We start from the raw sequence: 15,906 nt of genomic DNA on the forward strand, positions 1-15,906 counted from the left end.
TTGATGAAGCGGTTGTGGAAGTCATTGGGAGACGATGCTGGGGCGCCAGACCAGCGCGCGGGTCTCGATCGCCCGCACCAGTGCGTCGGCGGCCAGCCCCAGCACGGCGTAGATCATCAGGCAGACGACGATGATGTCGGTGCGCATGAAGTCGCGGGCATTGTTGATGAGATAGCCAAGTCCCGCCGAAGCGTTGATCTGCTCGGCCACGACCAGCACGAGGATCGCGACCGACAGCGAATAGCGCAGCCCCACCAACAGCGACGGCAGCGCACCGGGAAGGATGACGTGGACGATCTGCTCGGCGCGGCTGAGGCCAAAGCTGCGCGCGCCTTCCAGCAGGCGCAGGTCCACGCCGCGAATGCCGCTGTAGAGGTTGAGATAGACCGGAAAGATCGATGCGAAGGCGATCAGCGCGATCTTCGGGGTCTCGCCGATGCCGAACCAGACGATGAACAGCGGCGTCAACGCCAGGGTCGGGATCGTGCGCTTGATTTGCATCAGCGGATCGACCGCCACTTCGCCCTGCCGCGAAAGCCCGGCAACAAGCGCCAGCACCACCCCCACCGTCACGCCGATGGCAAGCCCGATGACGATACGCAGGAACGAAACCCAGAGGTTGTCGGCGAGTTCGCCCGAAACCGCCATGTCCAGCAGGGTCGACAGCACTTTCGAAGGCGCTGCAAGGGTGCGCTCGGGGATCAGTCCCGAGCGGGAACCGGCCTCCCAGGCGAGCAGGAACAGCAGCGGCGAAAGCCATCGTGCGCTTCCCAGCGAGGCGGATATGCGGTGCGAAATGGCCATTGTCTTTCTCGTTCACGAGGAACCCGGACAAGACTACGCATTCTCAACCAATTCAATTGAGTTTTGGTCTGGAGACATATCAGCATTGCTCATAGTGGCGCAAAACCGTGCCCGGCGCTCGTTGGGCCGTGGCGCATTCGGGGTGAATGCTGTCGCCGTGCGACGCGGGTCTATTGGAAACTCTCAAGTCAATTGGCGGCCTTCTCGTTATCCCGCCGTGTATTTTGGCGGCTAGGCTCCGTGCCATGACAAGCAGGAGCAAGAACATGGGCAAGACCCTCAAGGATCGTTTCAACGAACTTCAGGCGGAACGCGAACGCAGCTGGAGCGCCGAACAACTTGCCCGCAATGCCGGGCAGCGCCGATTGCTTGCGAAACGACACGATCCCGCGAAGCTTCCGCAGGTCGGCGACGAAATTCCACCCTTCACGCTGATCGACGCAGAAGGCCGGGAACTGACGCGGGACGCGCTTGTCGCCCAAGGCCCGGCAGTGCTGATCTTCTTCCGCTTCGGCGGCTGTCCGGCCTGCAATATCGCGCTACCCCACTATGACGCAACTCTCCGGCCCGAACTGCAAGCGCGCGGCATCCCCCTTGTAGCGGTGAGCGCGCAGACCCCGGTCGATCGGGCGCTGATCCAGCGTCACGATCTGGCTTTCCCGGTAGCGAGCGATCCCGGCTATGCCCTCGCTCGCAGCCTCGGGATTACCTTCTTCCCCGAGGATCAGCCCGAAGTCGCACCCGGCGAAAGCTGGATCGGTGCTACGCTCGGCACTTTCAGCTACGAGATCGACCAGCCCGCCGTCCTCGTGCTCGGCCCCGGCGGGAAGGTCCTGTTCCTGGATGTCAGCCCGGACTGGCTCGACAGGACGGAAAGCGAGACGATCCTGGCTGCGCTGACGCAGACGGTTCCGACATCGTCACCCCGCCGCGCAACCGCCTGATCGCACGAAGCTACCGCCTGCCGGATCCGGGGGGCGGCGGCAGAGGCTTTCCGTTGATCGTTACCCGGTCGAACCGAATATCGTGCACGCCCTCCAGTTTCAGGCTGTCGTCGCGGACCTGCAAGTCGAAATCCCGCAAAAGTACATCGTCGATCTCGGTCTGGCCGGGATTGGGACGTATCGTGCCCAGCGCTCCGAACCGTCCACTTATGCCCGAAAACGACAGTCCCCTCACCCGCGACATCGGCGGCTTCATGCCCTTTAGATCGGTATACTGGCTCCACGGCTCGACCGCCATGACCGTACCTTCGCTGCTGTCGAGGGCGATGTTGCGGAAGCGGATGTTCTCGTAGCTTTGCGGGGTGTCGGCCCGCAGCTTCAGCCGGGCCAGAACCATCGGGCCGGTCACCCGGCAATCCTCCACCGTGACATCGCGCACCACCGTCGCCTCGCTGCCGCAGGCCAGCGCATGGTGTCCTCGCCGGAAGTGGCAGTGCCGCACGGTCAGACCTTCGACCGGCGGACTGTCCCTATCCTCCAGAGCCAGCGGCCCCTTCGATCCCTTGGCGGCGATGCAATCGTCGGTGACCGAGAAATAGCAGCCTTCCACGGTGACCTGCCGGCTGCTGTCCACGTCGATCCCGTCGCTGCTTGGCGCCTGGTGGTAATCGTCCGGCACTTCGAAGCGGGCATTGCGGACCACGACGCCCTCGCACTTGTAAAGATGCAGGTTCCAGAACTGCGAGTCCTTGAACGTCACGCCCTCCACCAGGACGCCTTTCGAATTCTCGATCAGCGCAAGCCGCGCGCGCGGCAAGCCCAGATTGGGAAATTCGTCCGGAACGGGCGCCGCATTCCGCAGCTTCCAGAACATGTCCCAGATCGGCCGCCCGGCCCCGTCGAGCGTTCCGGATCCGGTGATCCGCAGTCCGTCGCAACCGTCGGCGTTGATCAGCGCGGGGGTGAAGCGGGGTTCGAAATGGCCCTCGATACGGGTTCGCCGGGGCGGGAAATGCTCCATCTGCGTGGTGCATCGCAAGACGGCACCCGCCGCGAGGTGCAGGTGGACCCCGGGCTTGAGAAACAAGGCACCGCTGACGAAGACACCGGCGGGCACCACAAGGGTCCCACCGCCCTGTCCGGCAAGGTGATCGATCGCGGACTGTATCGCCCGGGTATTGATCGTGACCCCGTCGGGAACCGCACCCAGCCGGACGATCGACAGGCTCGTGCCCGAGGGTTCCTGCGCGCTGGCGCTGCCGGTAAACAAAGGCAGGGACAGCATCAGCAGCGCGACCGCCCGGCGATCGTACTGGAAGGAAGGCGCCTCCCGCGCAGATCCTTCGGCCGCCGTTTTCTCAAATTCCATCCGCCTCGTCCCATATTATGCTCTTTCGGTCCATCATACATGACGGACAGGACAAGGGAAGGTCGAGAAAAGGCCGGCTACTTCTCTTGTGGATCCAGCACCTGGGTGCGGAGATAGGCGATCAGGTCGGCCCGATCGAGCGCGTCCGGCACGCCGCCGAACTGCATGGTCGTTCCCGGCACCACGGAAGCCGGGCTGACGATCCAGGCATTCAGGGTTCGTTCGTCCCAGGTGCCGCCTGCATGGGTGAGCGCCGCCGTATAGCCATAGCGCGTGCTGTTGGTCCCGAATTTCTTCCCGAAGACGCCGAAGAGGTTCGGACCGCCCCGGTCCATCGCGCCTTCGAGCACGCTGTGACAGGCCGCGCATTGGCGGAACTTGCGCGCGCCCGTTTTCGCGCTGGCCACTTTCATCAAGGCTTCCAGCGAGGGGTTTGGACCGGCGGCCTTCAGCCGCTCTTCCCGGCGGTCATCGCCGCAGCCCGCGAGCAGGATCGTGGTTCCCGACAGCAAGGCCAGAACGGTTCGCCGTATCATCATCGGAGGCGATCCCTATTCGCGCCCGTGCCGGAAGGCAATGCCCGCCGTCAAAAGCATGTCATTCCAGAGGCGTAGAACGATCCTGTCTTGCTGGAAGGCGCGGGGCGGCTAAGAGGGACACGTCACGCCTAAAGGAAAGAACGGATGCGCCTCGCTCTCGGATTGTCGCTCTGCCTTGCCGCAGTTCTGCCCGCCGTCCCCGTCGCGGCAGCGGACAAGGTGATCCGGACCATGGATCTTTCGGCCCCGTTCCAAACCCGCTCGCCCTGGCAGTTCATCGCGACGCAGGGCGCCGAAGAGGAAGACCCCAGCGGCGACACCGCGCCCGGCCCGATCACCCCTTGCATCACCCGCGACAAGGGTGCCACCTGCAACTCCGCCGCAACCAGCGCGCTGCGCCTGCCGGGGTCGGACGACGTGTTCTCCACCCCGCATTTCATCAGCCGCCTCGAAGTGGTCCATGCCAAGGCAGAGGGCGAGACCGGACGGTCGCTCCTGCTGCTGCAACTCGCCAGCTTCCAGGCCGGTAACGGCGACCGGCGCGTGGCGCTGCAACTCTACGCCTACGACCGTGCAAAGGACGCCTTCACCGCCGTCTTCACCCACCGCACCGGACGCAACAACAATCAGGAACTGCGCTACGTCGAAGCAGGACCGCTGCGCGGTAACGTGATTACTGCGGAGCCGACGCAGGATGCGCCCTACGGCTACTGGATCACCGTCCACAAGCCTGCGGCCTCGGGGCAATATGGGCAGGCCCTGCGCTTTCGCAGCGCCACGGCATACGGAGACGGCAATCCCCTGGCGGTGATCGATTCCGAAATGCCGAACATTCTCAAGCGGCTTGGCCTGTGGCGTGCAGGAATGCCGCTGCCCCTGCCAGCCGGAGAATGCCCCCGCCCGCACCTCGTCGGCATGGCCCTCTGGTGCCGCTGACGCGAAAACCGAATTCCCTGTTCTTCGGCTGGCATGACGCGCCGGTTTCTATATGGAGTGCGCCCATGCGCTACCTGACTCTTCCCGCTTTCGCTCCTGCCATCATGCTTGCCGCCGCCACGCTCGGCATCGCTTCCCCCGCTCAGGCCTGGGGCCCGATCGGCCACCGCATCACCGGCGCCATCGCCGACGAGAACCTGAGCGGCGTCGCCCGCGCCCAGGTCCGCCTGCTGCTCGGCAACGAAGACCTGGCCGAAGCGGCGACCTGGCCCGACGACATGAAGTCCGATCCGTCCGAATTCTGGCAGAAGAAAGCCAGCCCCTGGCACTACGTGACCGTGCGCGAGGGCGATGCCTACAAGCCTTCCGACGCGCCGCCGGAAGGCGATGCCCTCACGGCCCTGCCCCGCTTCACCGCCACCCTGCGCGACCCCAAGGCCTCGATCGAGGACAAGCGCCTGGCCCTGCGTTTCATCGTCCATATCATCGGCGACCTGCATCAGCCGCTCCACGTCGGCGGCGGCAACGACCGGGGCGGCAACGACTTCAAGGTGACGTGGTTCGGCAAGGAGAGCAACCTGCACTCGGTGTGGGACTCCGGCCTGATCGAGCAGCGTTCGCTGTCCTACTCGGAATATACGCGCTGGCTTTCGCGCAAGATCACGCCCGAAGACGTGGTCGCGTGGAACGTGCGCGACCCGCTCGTCTGGGCCGCCGAAAGCATCGCCCTGCGCAAGACGATCTACCCGGCCAATCCCCAGATCTCGTGGGACTATGCCTACCAGCACCGCGGGGAGATCGACGACCGGCTCGAACGCGCCGGGGTGCGCATCGCCGCCTACCTGAACTGGATCTTCGATCAGGAAGCGCCCCAGGCGAAGCCCGCCAAGCGCTGAGAAAGGCCGTCCCATGAGCTTCTGCGACACGATCTGGGAAGAGATCGCCCCGCTGCGCCGCGCTATCCTGGCGCAGCCTTTCCTGAGCGAGCTGGCAAACGGTTCGCTGGCTCCGGAAAGCTTCCGGCACTACATCGTGCAGGACAGCCTCTATCTTGCCGAATATGCCCGCGCTCTCGCCATCGCTGCCGCCCGCGCGCCAACGGCGGCGGGGCGGCTGGAGTTCTCGGACGGCGCCAAAGTGGCAGTGCAGGTCGAGGAAGCGCTGCACCAGGCGTTCTTCGCGCAGTTCGGCGTGACGGCGGAGATGGCGCAGACGGGCGAAGCCAGCCCGGCCTGCCTCGGCTATACCAGCTATCTCGCCAGCCTCGCGGCGACGCGCAGCTACGAGGAACTGATTGCCGGGATCCTGCCGTGCTTCTGGGTCTATTGGGAAGTCGGCTGCGCCATCAAGCCGCGCGCCGCGTCCCCCAATCCTTACGCCGCCTGGATCGACACCTACGCCGCGCCCTCGTTCGGCGAGGCGACCGACCGCGTACGCGCGCTCGTAGACGAAGCCGCCGCCAATGCGACGCCGACGACCCGTGCCGCCATGGCCACGGCCTTCCGCAACGCCGCGCGCTACGAGTGGATGTTCTGGGATTCCGCCTATCGCCGGGAGCAATGGCCAATCTGACCGGCGGCCCGATCGCGGAAGATCAGGCCTGATCCTCCGCGATCCACTCGGCAAGGTCCGTCGACTGCCCGATCAGGGCAAGGCCGTGGGCGATCGAGGTCAGTTCGTTGCCGGTGGCGATCCGTTCCTCGCCGAAGCGCTGTTCGAACAGGCCGCGCACGGCCGGGATCAGCGAGGAACCGCCGGTCAGGAAGACATGGTCGATCTCCTCCGCACGAAGGCCGGACTGCGCCAGTGCGCCGTCCACGGTCTCGCCGATGCGCTGGAGATCGGGTGCGATCCATGTTTCGAAATCGGCGCGGCTGACTTCGGCCTCGATTGTCAGGGCATCGCTTTCGAAGCGGAAGGCACCGTGCTCGGCACCCGACAGAGCGCGCTTCAACCCGCCCACGGCTTCGTAGAGCCCAAAGCCCAGTTCATGCTCCACCACCGCGATCATCCGGGCAATCGCCGCGGGATCGGTGGCGCCATGCTTGAGCCGCGCAAGCTGCTCCAGCGTACGGCGGTTGCGCATCATGGCGAGACGCGACCAGTCGCCGAAATCGGCAAAATGCCCGGCAGGGATTTCGAGAACCTTGTCGAACGAACGATAGGTCCCGCCCTTGCCCAGCAGCGGCAGCACCAGGTGATCCATGATGCGGTAATCGAAACGGTCGCCCGCGATACCGATACCGGCCGAACCCAGCGGCTCGCAGCGGCGCGCCGAGCCGGGGGCATTGACCCGCACGATCGAGAAGTCGCTGGTGCCACCGCCGAAGTCGGCCACCAGCAGGGTCGCAGGCTCGGTCAACCGGGACGCGAAGCTGAAGGCCGCGCCGATCGGTTCGTAGACGTAATGGACCGGACGGCCCAGCAACGCGAACATCGCATCGTAGCGGGTCCGCGCCAGTTCGACATCGGGGCGCGCGCCGACGTAACGCACCGGCCTGCCGACGACGATGCTCTCGGGCAAGTCCGCAAGCGCGCCGCCGGTGTGCTCCACAAGATGCTCCAGGAACACCTGCCCCAGTTCCTCGAACCGCAGGCGCCTTTCGAACAGCGTCGCCTGCTCGAAAGCCGGATTGGCGGCGACCGACTTGAACGATTGTAGGAAGCGCGAGCCTTGCGGGAATTCGAGGAATTCCGAGATAGCCCAGGGACCGGCCTCATGGGCAAGGCCGCCGCGCACGCCTTCTTCCTGCCAGAAGCACAGGGCCGAACGGAACACCGAACTCTTTCCGCCGGGTGCGGCGAATTCCACGAGATCGGCATCGCCGCCCTGCCCCAAGGCAATGACGGAATTGGTCGTACCGAAGTCGATACCGACCGAGCGGGGCGAGACCATGCTGGTCGGCATGTCGGAAATCCTTGCGAGAATCGGGGAGCGACGCGCCTATCGCAGCGTGCTTCCTCTCGCGCAACCCGCTGCGTGGACTACTTCGTCAGCGTCCGCCTTACGGCATCGTGCCAACCGTCGATGAGCTGCCTGCGGGTCTCGCCGTTCATCTGCGGCGTGAACAGGCTGCCCTGCGTCCAGGTGGCGGCAAGCGCGGCAAGATCGGGCCAGACGCCGGTCGCCAGCCCCGCGTGGAAAGCCGCACCGAGCGCGGTCGTTTCGAGATGGACCGGCCGCTCCACCGGCGCTTCCAGCATATCGGCCAGGAACTGGCAGAGCCAGTCGTTCGCCGCCATGCCGCCGTCCACGCGCAGCTTGGCAAGTTCCTCGCCGCCGTCCGAAACCATCGCGCGGGCCAAGTCCATCGTCTGGTAGGACACGGCTTCCAGCGCCGCGCGGGCAAGGTGCGCCTGCGTCGCGCCGAGCGTCAGGCCGAAGATCGCCCCGCGCGCATCGGGGTCCCAATGCGGCGCGCCGAGGCCGACGAAGGCCGGGACCATGTAGACGCCGTGGTTGTTCGGCACCCGGGTCGCCATGTCGTTGGTCTCTCGGGCATGCGTGATAACGCCGATGCCGTCGCGGAGCCACTTCACCGCCGCGCCCGCCACGAAGATCGAGCCTTCAAGCGCATAGGTCATCCTGCCGCCGAGCCGGTAGGCCGGGGTCGTCAGCAGGCGGTTTTCCGAAGCGATCGCTTCCGATCCGGTATTGAGCAGCATGAAGCAGCCGGTGCCGTAAGTCGACTTGGCCATGCCCGCCTCGAAGCAGGCCTGCCCGAACAGCGCCGCCTGCTGGTCTCCGGCGACGCCCGCCAGCGGAATTTCGGCGCCGAACAGACTCTTGTCGGTCATGCCGAAGATATGGGCATTGTCGTGGACTTCCGGCAGCATCTGCATCGGCACGCGGAACAGGCGGCAGAGTTCCTCGTCCCAGCGCTGTTCGCGGATATTGTAGAGCAGCGTGCGCCCGGCATTGGTCACGTCCGTCGCATGTACCTTGCCGCCGGTCAGACGCCAGAGCAGGAAGCTATCGATCGTGCCGAACGCCAGCTCGCCGCGCTCCGCCCGTGCACGGGCATCGCCCACATTGTCGAGAATCCAGGCGAGCTTGGTGGCCGAGAAATAAGGGTCGATGAGCAGGCCGGTGCGCGCGCGCACGTCCGGCTCTGCGCCTTCCGCCTTGAGATCGGCGCAGAGCCGCGCGGTGCGCCGGTCCTGCCAGACGATCGCCCGGTGGATCGGCCTGCCGCTCTCTCGCTCCCAGACCACCACCGTCTCGCGCTGGTTGGTGATGCCGATCCCGGCGATCGCCGCGGCGCCCAGACCGCTACGCTCGATCGCCTCGCGCGCCACTTTCACGGTGTCGCGCCAGATGTCCTCGGCATCGTGCTCGACCCAGCCGAGATCGGGATAGTGCTGCTCGAACTCGCATTGCGAACTCGCGACCGGATGGGCCGCATCGTCGAAAACGATAGCGCGGGTCGAAGTGGTACCCTGATCGATGGCGAGTACGTGGCGGGGCTGAGTCATGAAACCCTCCGAGGGTATCTTGTCCTCTTAGTCAAGTACGGGTTCAGTTGTCCTGCCTCGCCGAACGGTGGGGCAGGACAAGCTGGTTCTAATTCCTCAGCCCCTGGGGTTCGCAAGTCGAGCCCGCCTCATCCTGTCACGAGACCTTGCCGCGCGGATCGTCGATATGCATCCGCGCGACATCGTAGCGCACGCCTTCGCGGTGGAGAATGCGGACGGTCTTCACGACCGTCGCCAGGGCCGACAGGAAGCTTTCGGCTTCTTCGTGGTTTTCATAAGCTGCTTGATCGGCCCAACCTTCGAGCAAATGGAACGCGTTCGGATCGGTCAGGTCCTGGGCGAAGGCGTAATAAACGCAGCCCGGCATTTTCTGTGCCGCCGTCATTTCGGGAACGACCGCATCGATGAAAGCCTGCCGATCCTCGGGATGAACCCGATAATAGGCACTGACGGTGACTTGGGTGGGAAGCGTCTTGTCGTGATCGGCCATCGCGGCCTCCTCTTGAACTGTCGAAGAATGGGGCGACCGCCGCTCGGGCAGAGCGTGAACCGCCGACGATCCCAACTAGGGATCCGCCTCGCCAGCCCCAATCATCTCCGCAAGTGCCCCGATCATACCTGCGTATGAGTTCATGACACCTGGAGTTCGGCGGGCAGACCTGCGCGTCTGATCGCGGCGGCCATATCGATGTTCTAGCTGGAGCAACGATCACTTCCACCAAAAGGGATGCGCCAAGCCAGACGCCCCGCCCCTTCACCCGGCACTTTTCCATCAATAGAAAGGAACCCTACCCATGTCCCAACGTCTCGGCGGCAAGATCGCCCTCATCACCGGAGCCACCAGCGGAATCGGCCTTGCCACGGCAAAGATCTTCGCAGGCGAAGGCGCTAAAGTCTTCATCACCGGGCGCAGGCAGGACGTCCTCGACAAGGCCGTCGCGGAGATCGGCGGCGATGTGACCGGCATCCGCGCCGATTCCGCCAACATGGCCGATCTCGATTCCCTCTTCGCGCAAATAAAGACCGAAGCCGGACGGATCGATGTCCTCTACACCGCCGCAGGCGGCGGCAGCATGCTCCCGCTCGGTCAGATCACCGAGGAGCAGGTCGACGACACGTTCGACCGCAACGTCAAGGGCGTGATCTTCACCGTGCAGAAGGCGCTGCCGCTGATGGGCAAGGGCGGCTCGATCATCCTCACCGGTTCGACCGCGGGGACCGAAGGCACTGCCGCCTTCAGCGTCTATTCCGCCTCGAAGGCCGCCGTGCGCAATCTTGCGCGCAGTTGGGCTCTCGATCTCAAGGACAGCGGCATCCGGGTGAACGTGGTGAGCCCCGGCGCAACGCGCACGCCCGGCCTCGTGGAACTGGCCGGTGAAGATGAAGCAGCGCAGCAGGGTCTGCTCGATTACCTCGCCTCGCGCATTCCGCTGGGCCGCGTCGGTGAAGCCGAAGAGATCGGCAAGGCCGTCCTGTTCCTCGCCAGCGACGATGCCAGCTTCGTCAACGGCGCGGAGCTGTTTGCGGACGGCGGACAGGCGCAGGTCTGATCCTGCCGAACCGTCCGGCACATTTCAACTCTTCGCGGTAGCTGCAAGCGACGACCTCGTTCGCGAGACGCCGCAATAGGCGCCGCCTTAGGCGCGCGGAGGATCGGGCCCTGCCTCTATCCTCCGCGCGGCACGCTGCCGCAAGGCTCGAGCGCCCGGAAAAAGCTGCGTACGCCGCGAACAAACTGCCGCGCGAACCATTTTCTCCTACTCGAAACATCTTCCGTAGGGCGCGATGAATCTGCAACAATGGCTGTCGGTAACTCTGCTCTGCGCGATGATGGCGCTGTTCGTCTGGGGCCGCTTCCGTTTCGATATCACCGCGATGATAGCCTTGCTCGCCGGGGTTGTGCTGGGGCTCGTGCCGCCCGAAAAGGCCTTTACCGGTTTTTCCGATGACATCGTCATCATCGTCGGATCGGCGCTCGTGCTTTCGGCTGCGGTGCAGCGCTCCGGTCTGGTGGAGGCGGCGGTGGACCGGCTGGCCCGCCGCCTGCGAAGACCCGGGTCGCAATTGTTCGTATTGACCGGCCTCGTCGGGGCGGCTTCCGGTCTCATCAAGAACATCGGCGCGCTGGCCATGCTGATGCCCGCGGCGACCCAGCTTGCGAAGAAGAGCGGCACCAACCCGTCGCGGTTCTTCATGCCGATGGCATTTGCGTCCTTGCTGGGCGGACTGACGACGCTGGTCGGCACCTCGCCGAACATCATCGTCAGCCGCGTGCGCGAGGAAATGACCGGCAAGCCATTCGGAATGTTCGATTACCTGCCGACCGGAATCGGCCTGCTGGTCATCGGCCTGGTCTTCCTCCACCTCGGCCGGAGGCTCCTGCCGGAGCGGCAGGCGCCGATCACGATGGGGCAGGCTCTCAACATCTCGGCCTATACGACCGAAGCCACGGTAACCCCGCAGGCCACCGTCATCGGCGATACGGTGGCCTCCTTCATCGAGAGCCAGGAAGGTGGCGTGGAGGTAACCGCCGTGCTGCGTCATGGCCTTCGCGCGCAAGTGCGTCCGGATACAGTGATCGAACAGGACGATATCCTGATCCTGATGGGAGACCCCGATGCCCTGGAGCGCGCGATCGCCGCGACGGGCCTTGCTCTCCACGACCCCGAAGACGCGGGCCAGACTGGCGACGAAACCGGAGTTATCGAAGCGGTCGTGACAGCCGGTTCGGTCCTTGTCGGCTCCAATGCCGGACGGCTGATGCTGAAGGAACGTCTGGGAATCCGTCTCATCGGCATTTCCCGGGAAGGAAGCCGTCTCCGGAACAAGCCCAGCGGCGTGAAGCTGGTGGCCGGCGACATCCTGGCTTTGCAGGGCATTCTCGATGCCATGCCGGGACAGCTCAGCCAACTGGGCCTGCTGCCTCTTGCCCAGCGACAGATCCGCCTGGGCCGAAAGCGCAAGGGGTGGCTCGCGATCGCCATTCTGGCCGGAGCGATGCTGGCCACGGCCACGGGCCTCGTCCCGGTCGCATTCGCGTTCTTTGCAGGGGCCGGTCTCGTCCTCATGACCGGCGCCTTGCCGGCCGAGGACGCCTATGAGGCGATCGAGTGGCCGATCCTCATCATGCTGGGGGCGCTCATCCCCGTCAGCGAAACGCTGCAGACCACCGGGGCGTCGGATGTTCTCGCGGTCGAACTCGCCGACATGGCCGTGCATCTGCCGCCGTGGGGGGCTGTAGCGCTGGTCCTCCTCATCTCCATGGCGGTCACGCCGTTTCTCAACAATGCCGCAACCGTACTCGTCATGGCGCCGATCGCAGCGGTGTTCGCGCATGACCTGGGTTATCGGCCCGAAGCCTTCCTGATGGCCACGGCGATCGGCGCGGGATGCGATTTCCTCACCCCGATCGGACACCAGTGCAACACGCTGGTGATGGGCCCCGGCGGCTACCGCTTCACCGATTACGCCCGGCTCGGCGCGCCGCTGTCCCTGCTCGTACTCATGGCGGGGCCGCCGCTGATCCTGACTGTCTGGCCGCTCTAGAAGCCGCTGCGACAGCAACCGGAATGCAACAGGCTTGCCGAAAAATCGCGCTTCCGCCCACCCCGGTATTGCAAGTGATTCGCACTAGCCCCATTAGCGCGAGATCAGGGACCTGCACCATACCGTCAAGCAGGACGCAATTCGGGAATTCTTCATGCACTTTGTCCGCCTCAGCGTTGCCGCGCTGCTCGCTTCGACCGCTCCCATCGCGGCCAATGCCCAGGCGCAATCTGTCGCGGTCGCGGAAACGTCGCAGGACATCCTCGTTACCGCCCAGCGCCAGAACCAGACCCAGGTCAGCGGCAACGGCAGCGTGGGCGTGCTGGGTGACAAGGCCGCCGAGGACATTCCGTTCAACCTGCGCTCCTACAACGAAGCGCTGATCCTGAACCAGCAGCCCGATACGCTTGGCGAGGTTCTGGAAAACGACCCCACGATCCGCACGACCCTCGGCTTCGGGATCGCCGGTGAAGTCTTCGTCATCCGCGGGTTCGAGCTGGCTTCGGACGATGTCGGCTTCGACGGCCTCTACGGTATCACCCCCCGTCAGCTGGTGGCGCCGGAACTGTTTTCCTCGGTCCAGGTCATCAACGGCGCCAGCGCCTTCCTGAACGGCGCCGCGCCGAGCGGCAGCGGTATCGGCGGCAGCGTGAACCTGCTGCCGAAGAAGGCCGACCGCGACATGACCCGCGCAACCATCGGCTACACTTCGGATTCCCATTTCTCCGGCGCGCTCGATGTCGCCCGCCGCTTCGGCGAGAACAACGAATGGGGCATCCGCGTGAACGGCTCTGCGCGCCGGGGCGATGTGGCGATCGATAACGAGTTCCATTCGAGCTATGTCGTGGGCGGCACGATCGACTATGACAGCGGCCCGCTCCGCGCGATGCTCAACGTGAACTACCAGCGCCTGCGCCAGTCTAACTGGCGTCCGAAAGTGGCGGTCGGCTCGGCCATTCCGCGCGTACCCAAGGCGGACGCCAACTATTCGCAGCCCTGGAGCCTGATCCAGACCAGGGACTTCTTCGGCACGTTCAGCGTCGAATACGACCTTGCCGACAATGCGATGCTCTACGCGAAGGTCGGCGCGCGCGACGGCAAGGAAGACCAGACCACCGCCAGCATCACCCTGCTCGATCCCGCCACCGGGGCAGCGACCGGCAGCGGATCCTACGTGCCCCGCACCGACAACAACGAATCCGCCACGACCGGCCTGCGCGTCAAGCTGAACGGCGGCGGCATCAGTCACGAAGTCAATGTCGGCGTGGCGGCAAGCTGGCAGGTCAACCGCAACGCCTACGACTTCTTCGGCAGCTACGATACCAACCTCTACGATACCCCGACCGTCGCCGTGCCGCCGTCGGCCCTCGTCGGCGGCGATCTCGACGATCCGTTCCCGATCAGCCGCATCCGCGTGGCCAGCGTCTTTGCCTCCGACACGGTAGGCTTCTGGGACGATCGCATCCTGATCACCGGCGGCCTGCGCCTCCAGCAGATCAAGACGACCTCCTATGCCTATACCGACGGTGCGAAGTCCGGCGGCTACAACAAGGACGCCGTCACGCCCGTTGTCGGCGTCGTGATCAAGCCGGTCGCAGGCCTGTCGCTCTACGGCAACCGTATCGAAGGACTGGTTCAGGGCTCAACGGCCGGAGCCACCGTGGAAATCGGCGGCGCTCCCTTCCAGGTAACCAACGGCGGCCAGACCCTGCCTCCGGTCAAATCGGTGCAGTACGAAGTCGGCGGTAAGCTGAACATGGGCCGCTTCAACGCGGGGCTGGCGGTGTTCCAGATCGACAAGCCGAACACCTTCTATCGTGCCGATACCGACAATCCCGGTTTCTACGAATACGGCAACTTCGGCACCCAGCGTAACCGGGGCGTCGAATTCACCGTCGACGGCGAGCCGGTAGACGGCCTGCGCGTCATCGGCGGCGTCACCTACACCGATGCCAAGCTGCGCCGCACCGACGGCGGCGTGAACCAGGGCAACGACGCCGCCGGCGTTCCCGATGTCCTGGCCAACGCCAATGTCGAATGGGACATGCCCTTCCTGCCAGCGCTGACCCTGACCGGCCGCGTGGTCTATACCGGCAAGCAGGCGGTCGACCAGGCCAATACGCTGGAACTGAACGACTGGACGCGGTTCGATCTCGGCGCCCGCTACGTCGCGCTGCTGGGCGGCGACACCCCGCTGACGCTGCGCTTCAACGTCGATAACGTCGCGAACAAACGGTACTGGGCCTCCGCCTTTGCCGTGTTCGGCACCCAATTGCTTCAGGGCACCCCGCGCACCTTCAAGGCTTCCGCCTCGATCGAATTCTGACCCGGAATATCGCCCCCCCTCACTGAATGCCCAGCGGCAGCCGGATCCGGAAGGCCGCTGGACGACAGTTCCCAAGGGCTCAATCTCCCGCCGTAGGCATGGGTGATCTGCCGAGCGAGGCTCAGGCCGATCACCTATACCCTCGGGCTTGGTCGTGAAGAAGGGCCGGAACATCCGCACGCGGCTGACGGTGCCCCCGCCACGCGACGATGTTCTGACGACGCAGGCGGCCCTTCTTCGAGCAACCGGAAAGCTGACCGCTGCCGCATAGCGTTGAGAGGTACACCCTCTTTTTATGATATGATGCAACATATCGTTGACCTGTATCGTCTGTCCTGACAGAACCCGCCCGGACCGGGGAGAGTGATCGCTCACGGCACATTTCATCGTGGGAATCACATGCTTCGTTTTGCCAAGGACCGCTACCTGCTCGCTGGAACCCTGCCGTTTGCCATGGCGCTGGTGCCGCTCGGCGAAGCGGCGGCCGAAGAAGTCGAAGCGGAAGACCGCAGCGAGGCCATCACCGTGACCGGCGTGCGCCAGGCCTATCGCGGCAACTTTGCGGTCACGGAAATTCCACAGTCGATCGCGAAGATTTCCGGCGAAACGCTGGAGCAAAACGGTATCCAGCGCCTGACCGACGCGCTCGATCTCAATGCCTCGGTCGTGCGGCAGAACACGCTGGGAGGCCTGTGGGATTCCTTTGCGATCCGTGGCTTCAGCGGAGACGAGAACATGCCGAGCGGCTATCTTGTCAACGGCTTCAACGGCGGGCGCGGCTTCGGCGGACAGCGCGATGCCGCCGGGATCGAGCGAGTCGAAGTGCTGAAAGGTCCTGCTGCGGCGCTCATCGGCCGCGGAGAGCCGGGCGGCACGATCAACCTCGTGACCAAGCAGGCCGAGCTGGGCCGCACGTTCGGGAGCGCCTCGATCCAGTACGGCAGCTGGGACCGTGTGCGGGGCGAG

The 15,906-nt window shown here is 65.0% G+C and carries 14 protein-coding genes; 8 read left to right on the forward strand and 6 right to left on the reverse strand.

Features of this window, described 5'->3' with window-relative positions; translation table 11 throughout:
- Positions 1 to 21: 21 nt before the first annotated feature.
- Positions 22 to 804 (reverse strand): ABC transporter permease, encoded by a 783-nt coding sequence (locus V7066_RS01065; protein WP_334181399.1) that lies wholly within the window; start codon positions 802 to 804, stop codon positions 22 to 24.
- Between the two features lie 266 nt (positions 805 to 1,070).
- On the opposite strand from V7066_RS01065, the gene V7066_RS01070 reads away from it, so the two are divergent.
- A complete protein-coding gene (locus tag V7066_RS01070) occupies positions 1,071 to 1,748 on the forward strand; it encodes a peroxiredoxin-like family protein (RefSeq protein ID WP_334181400.1) in 678 nt (225 codons plus the stop codon).
- Between the two features lie 10 nt (positions 1,749 to 1,758).
- On the opposite strand, the gene V7066_RS01075 is transcribed toward V7066_RS01070, so the two are convergent.
- Together V7066_RS01075 and V7066_RS01080 are read right to left on the reverse strand one after the other, a co-directional pair.
- Positions 1,759 to 3,117, reverse strand: coding sequence for a glycoside hydrolase family 28 protein (locus tag V7066_RS01075; RefSeq protein WP_334181401.1), 1,359 nt, complete (start codon positions 3,115 to 3,117; stop codon positions 1,759 to 1,761).
- A 77-nt stretch (positions 3,118 to 3,194) separates the two neighbouring features.
- Positions 3,195 to 3,656, reverse strand: coding sequence for a c-type cytochrome (locus V7066_RS01080; protein WP_442947285.1), 462 nt, complete (start codon positions 3,654 to 3,656; stop codon positions 3,195 to 3,197).
- 144 nt (positions 3,657 to 3,800) lie between these two features.
- Between V7066_RS01080 and V7066_RS01085 the strand changes: the two genes are divergently transcribed.
- From V7066_RS01085 to tenA, 3 genes are all read left to right on the forward strand, one after another.
- Positions 3,801 to 4,592, forward strand: a complete 792-nt coding sequence (locus V7066_RS01085) for a hypothetical protein (protein WP_334181402.1) — start codon at positions 3,801 to 3,803, stop codon at positions 4,590 to 4,592.
- Between the two features lie 104 nt (positions 4,593 to 4,696).
- Positions 4,697 to 5,488 carry a S1/P1 nuclease gene (locus tag V7066_RS01090; protein ID WP_334181460.1) on the forward strand — a complete coding sequence of 264 codons (792 nt, stop codon included), beginning with the start codon at positions 4,697 to 4,699 and terminating at the stop codon, positions 5,486 to 5,488.
- A 13-nt stretch (positions 5,489 to 5,501) separates the two neighbouring features.
- Positions 5,502 to 6,164: a thiaminase II gene (tenA, locus tag V7066_RS01095; protein WP_334181403.1), complete on the forward strand. Its 663-nt coding sequence runs from the start codon at positions 5,502 to 5,504 to the stop codon at positions 6,162 to 6,164.
- A gap of 22 nt (positions 6,165 to 6,186) precedes the next feature.
- Here tenA and V7066_RS01100 read toward each other — a convergent pair whose 3' ends face one another.
- The 3 genes from V7066_RS01100 to V7066_RS01110 form a co-directional block, all read right to left on the reverse strand.
- Entirely contained in the window at positions 6,187 to 7,500 is a 1,314-nt protein-coding gene (locus tag V7066_RS01100) for an Hsp70 family protein (RefSeq protein ID WP_334181404.1), read from the reverse strand.
- 77 nt (positions 7,501 to 7,577) lie between these two features.
- Entirely contained in the window at positions 7,578 to 9,068 is a 1,491-nt protein-coding gene (gene glpK / locus V7066_RS01105; RefSeq protein WP_334181405.1) for a glycerol kinase GlpK, read from the reverse strand.
- Positions 9,069 to 9,204: 136 nt separating this feature from the next.
- Positions 9,205 to 9,558, reverse strand: a complete 354-nt coding sequence (locus tag V7066_RS01110; RefSeq protein WP_334181406.1) for a putative quinol monooxygenase — start codon at positions 9,556 to 9,558, stop codon at positions 9,205 to 9,207.
- 304 nt (positions 9,559 to 9,862) lie between these two features.
- On the opposite strand from V7066_RS01110, the gene V7066_RS01115 reads away from it, so the two are divergent.
- The 4 genes from V7066_RS01115 to V7066_RS01130 form a co-directional block, all read left to right on the forward strand.
- Positions 9,863 to 10,618, forward strand: a complete 756-nt coding sequence (locus V7066_RS01115) for an SDR family NAD(P)-dependent oxidoreductase (RefSeq protein WP_334181407.1) — start codon at positions 9,863 to 9,865, stop codon at positions 10,616 to 10,618.
- A gap of 235 nt (positions 10,619 to 10,853) precedes the next feature.
- A complete protein-coding gene (locus tag V7066_RS01120; RefSeq protein ID WP_334181408.1) occupies positions 10,854 to 12,614 on the forward strand; it encodes an SLC13 family permease in 1,761 nt (586 codons plus the stop codon).
- 154 nt (positions 12,615 to 12,768) lie between these two features.
- The gene (locus V7066_RS01125) at positions 12,769 to 14,940 is read left to right on the forward strand and encodes a TonB-dependent receptor (protein ID WP_334181409.1); all 2,172 of its coding nucleotides are present in this window, start codon (positions 12,769 to 12,771) and stop codon (positions 14,938 to 14,940) included.
- 399 nt (positions 14,941 to 15,339) lie between these two features.
- A partial coding sequence (locus V7066_RS01130) for a TonB-dependent receptor plug domain-containing protein (RefSeq protein ID WP_334181410.1) occupies positions 15,340 to 15,906 on the forward strand: 567 nt, incomplete at its 3' end.

Source organism: Novosphingobium sp., from assembly GCF_036820275.1.
In the GTDB taxonomy this organism is placed as follows: Bacteria; Pseudomonadota; Alphaproteobacteria; order Sphingomonadales; family Sphingomonadaceae; genus Novosphingobium.

Excerpts from the sequence above, each read along its gene's own strand:
- V7066_RS01065 (WP_334181399.1), bottom strand. The coding sequence starts at position 804 with ATGGCCATTTCGCACCGCATATCCGCCTCGCTGGGAAGCGCACGATGG.
- V7066_RS01070 (WP_334181400.1), top strand. The coding sequence starts at position 1,071 with ATGGGCAAGACCCTCAAGGATCGTTTCAACGAACTTCAGGCGGAACGC.
- V7066_RS01075 (WP_334181401.1), bottom strand. The coding sequence starts at position 3,117 with ATGGAATTTGAGAAAACGGCGGCCGAAGGATCTGCGCGGGAGGCGCCT.
- V7066_RS01080 (WP_442947285.1), bottom strand. The coding sequence starts at position 3,656 with ATGATGATACGGCGAACCGTTCTGGCCTTGCTGTCGGGAACCACGATC.
- V7066_RS01085 (WP_334181402.1), top strand. The coding sequence starts at position 3,801 with ATGCGCCTCGCTCTCGGATTGTCGCTCTGCCTTGCCGCAGTTCTGCCC.
- V7066_RS01090 (WP_334181460.1), top strand. The coding sequence starts at position 4,697 with ATGCTTGCCGCCGCCACGCTCGGCATCGCTTCCCCCGCTCAGGCCTGG.
- tenA (WP_334181403.1), top strand. The coding sequence starts at position 5,502 with ATGAGCTTCTGCGACACGATCTGGGAAGAGATCGCCCCGCTGCGCCGC.
- V7066_RS01100 (WP_334181404.1), bottom strand. The coding sequence starts at position 7,500 with ATGCCGACCAGCATGGTCTCGCCCCGCTCGGTCGGTATCGACTTCGGT.
- glpK (WP_334181405.1), bottom strand. The coding sequence starts at position 9,068 with ATGACTCAGCCCCGCCACGTACTCGCCATCGATCAGGGTACCACTTCG.
- V7066_RS01110 (WP_334181406.1), bottom strand. The coding sequence starts at position 9,558 with ATGGCCGATCACGACAAGACGCTTCCCACCCAAGTCACCGTCAGTGCC.
- V7066_RS01115 (WP_334181407.1), top strand. The coding sequence starts at position 9,863 with ATGTCCCAACGTCTCGGCGGCAAGATCGCCCTCATCACCGGAGCCACC.
- V7066_RS01120 (WP_334181408.1), top strand. The coding sequence starts at position 10,854 with ATGAATCTGCAACAATGGCTGTCGGTAACTCTGCTCTGCGCGATGATG.
- V7066_RS01125 (WP_334181409.1), top strand. The coding sequence starts at position 12,769 with ATGCACTTTGTCCGCCTCAGCGTTGCCGCGCTGCTCGCTTCGACCGCT.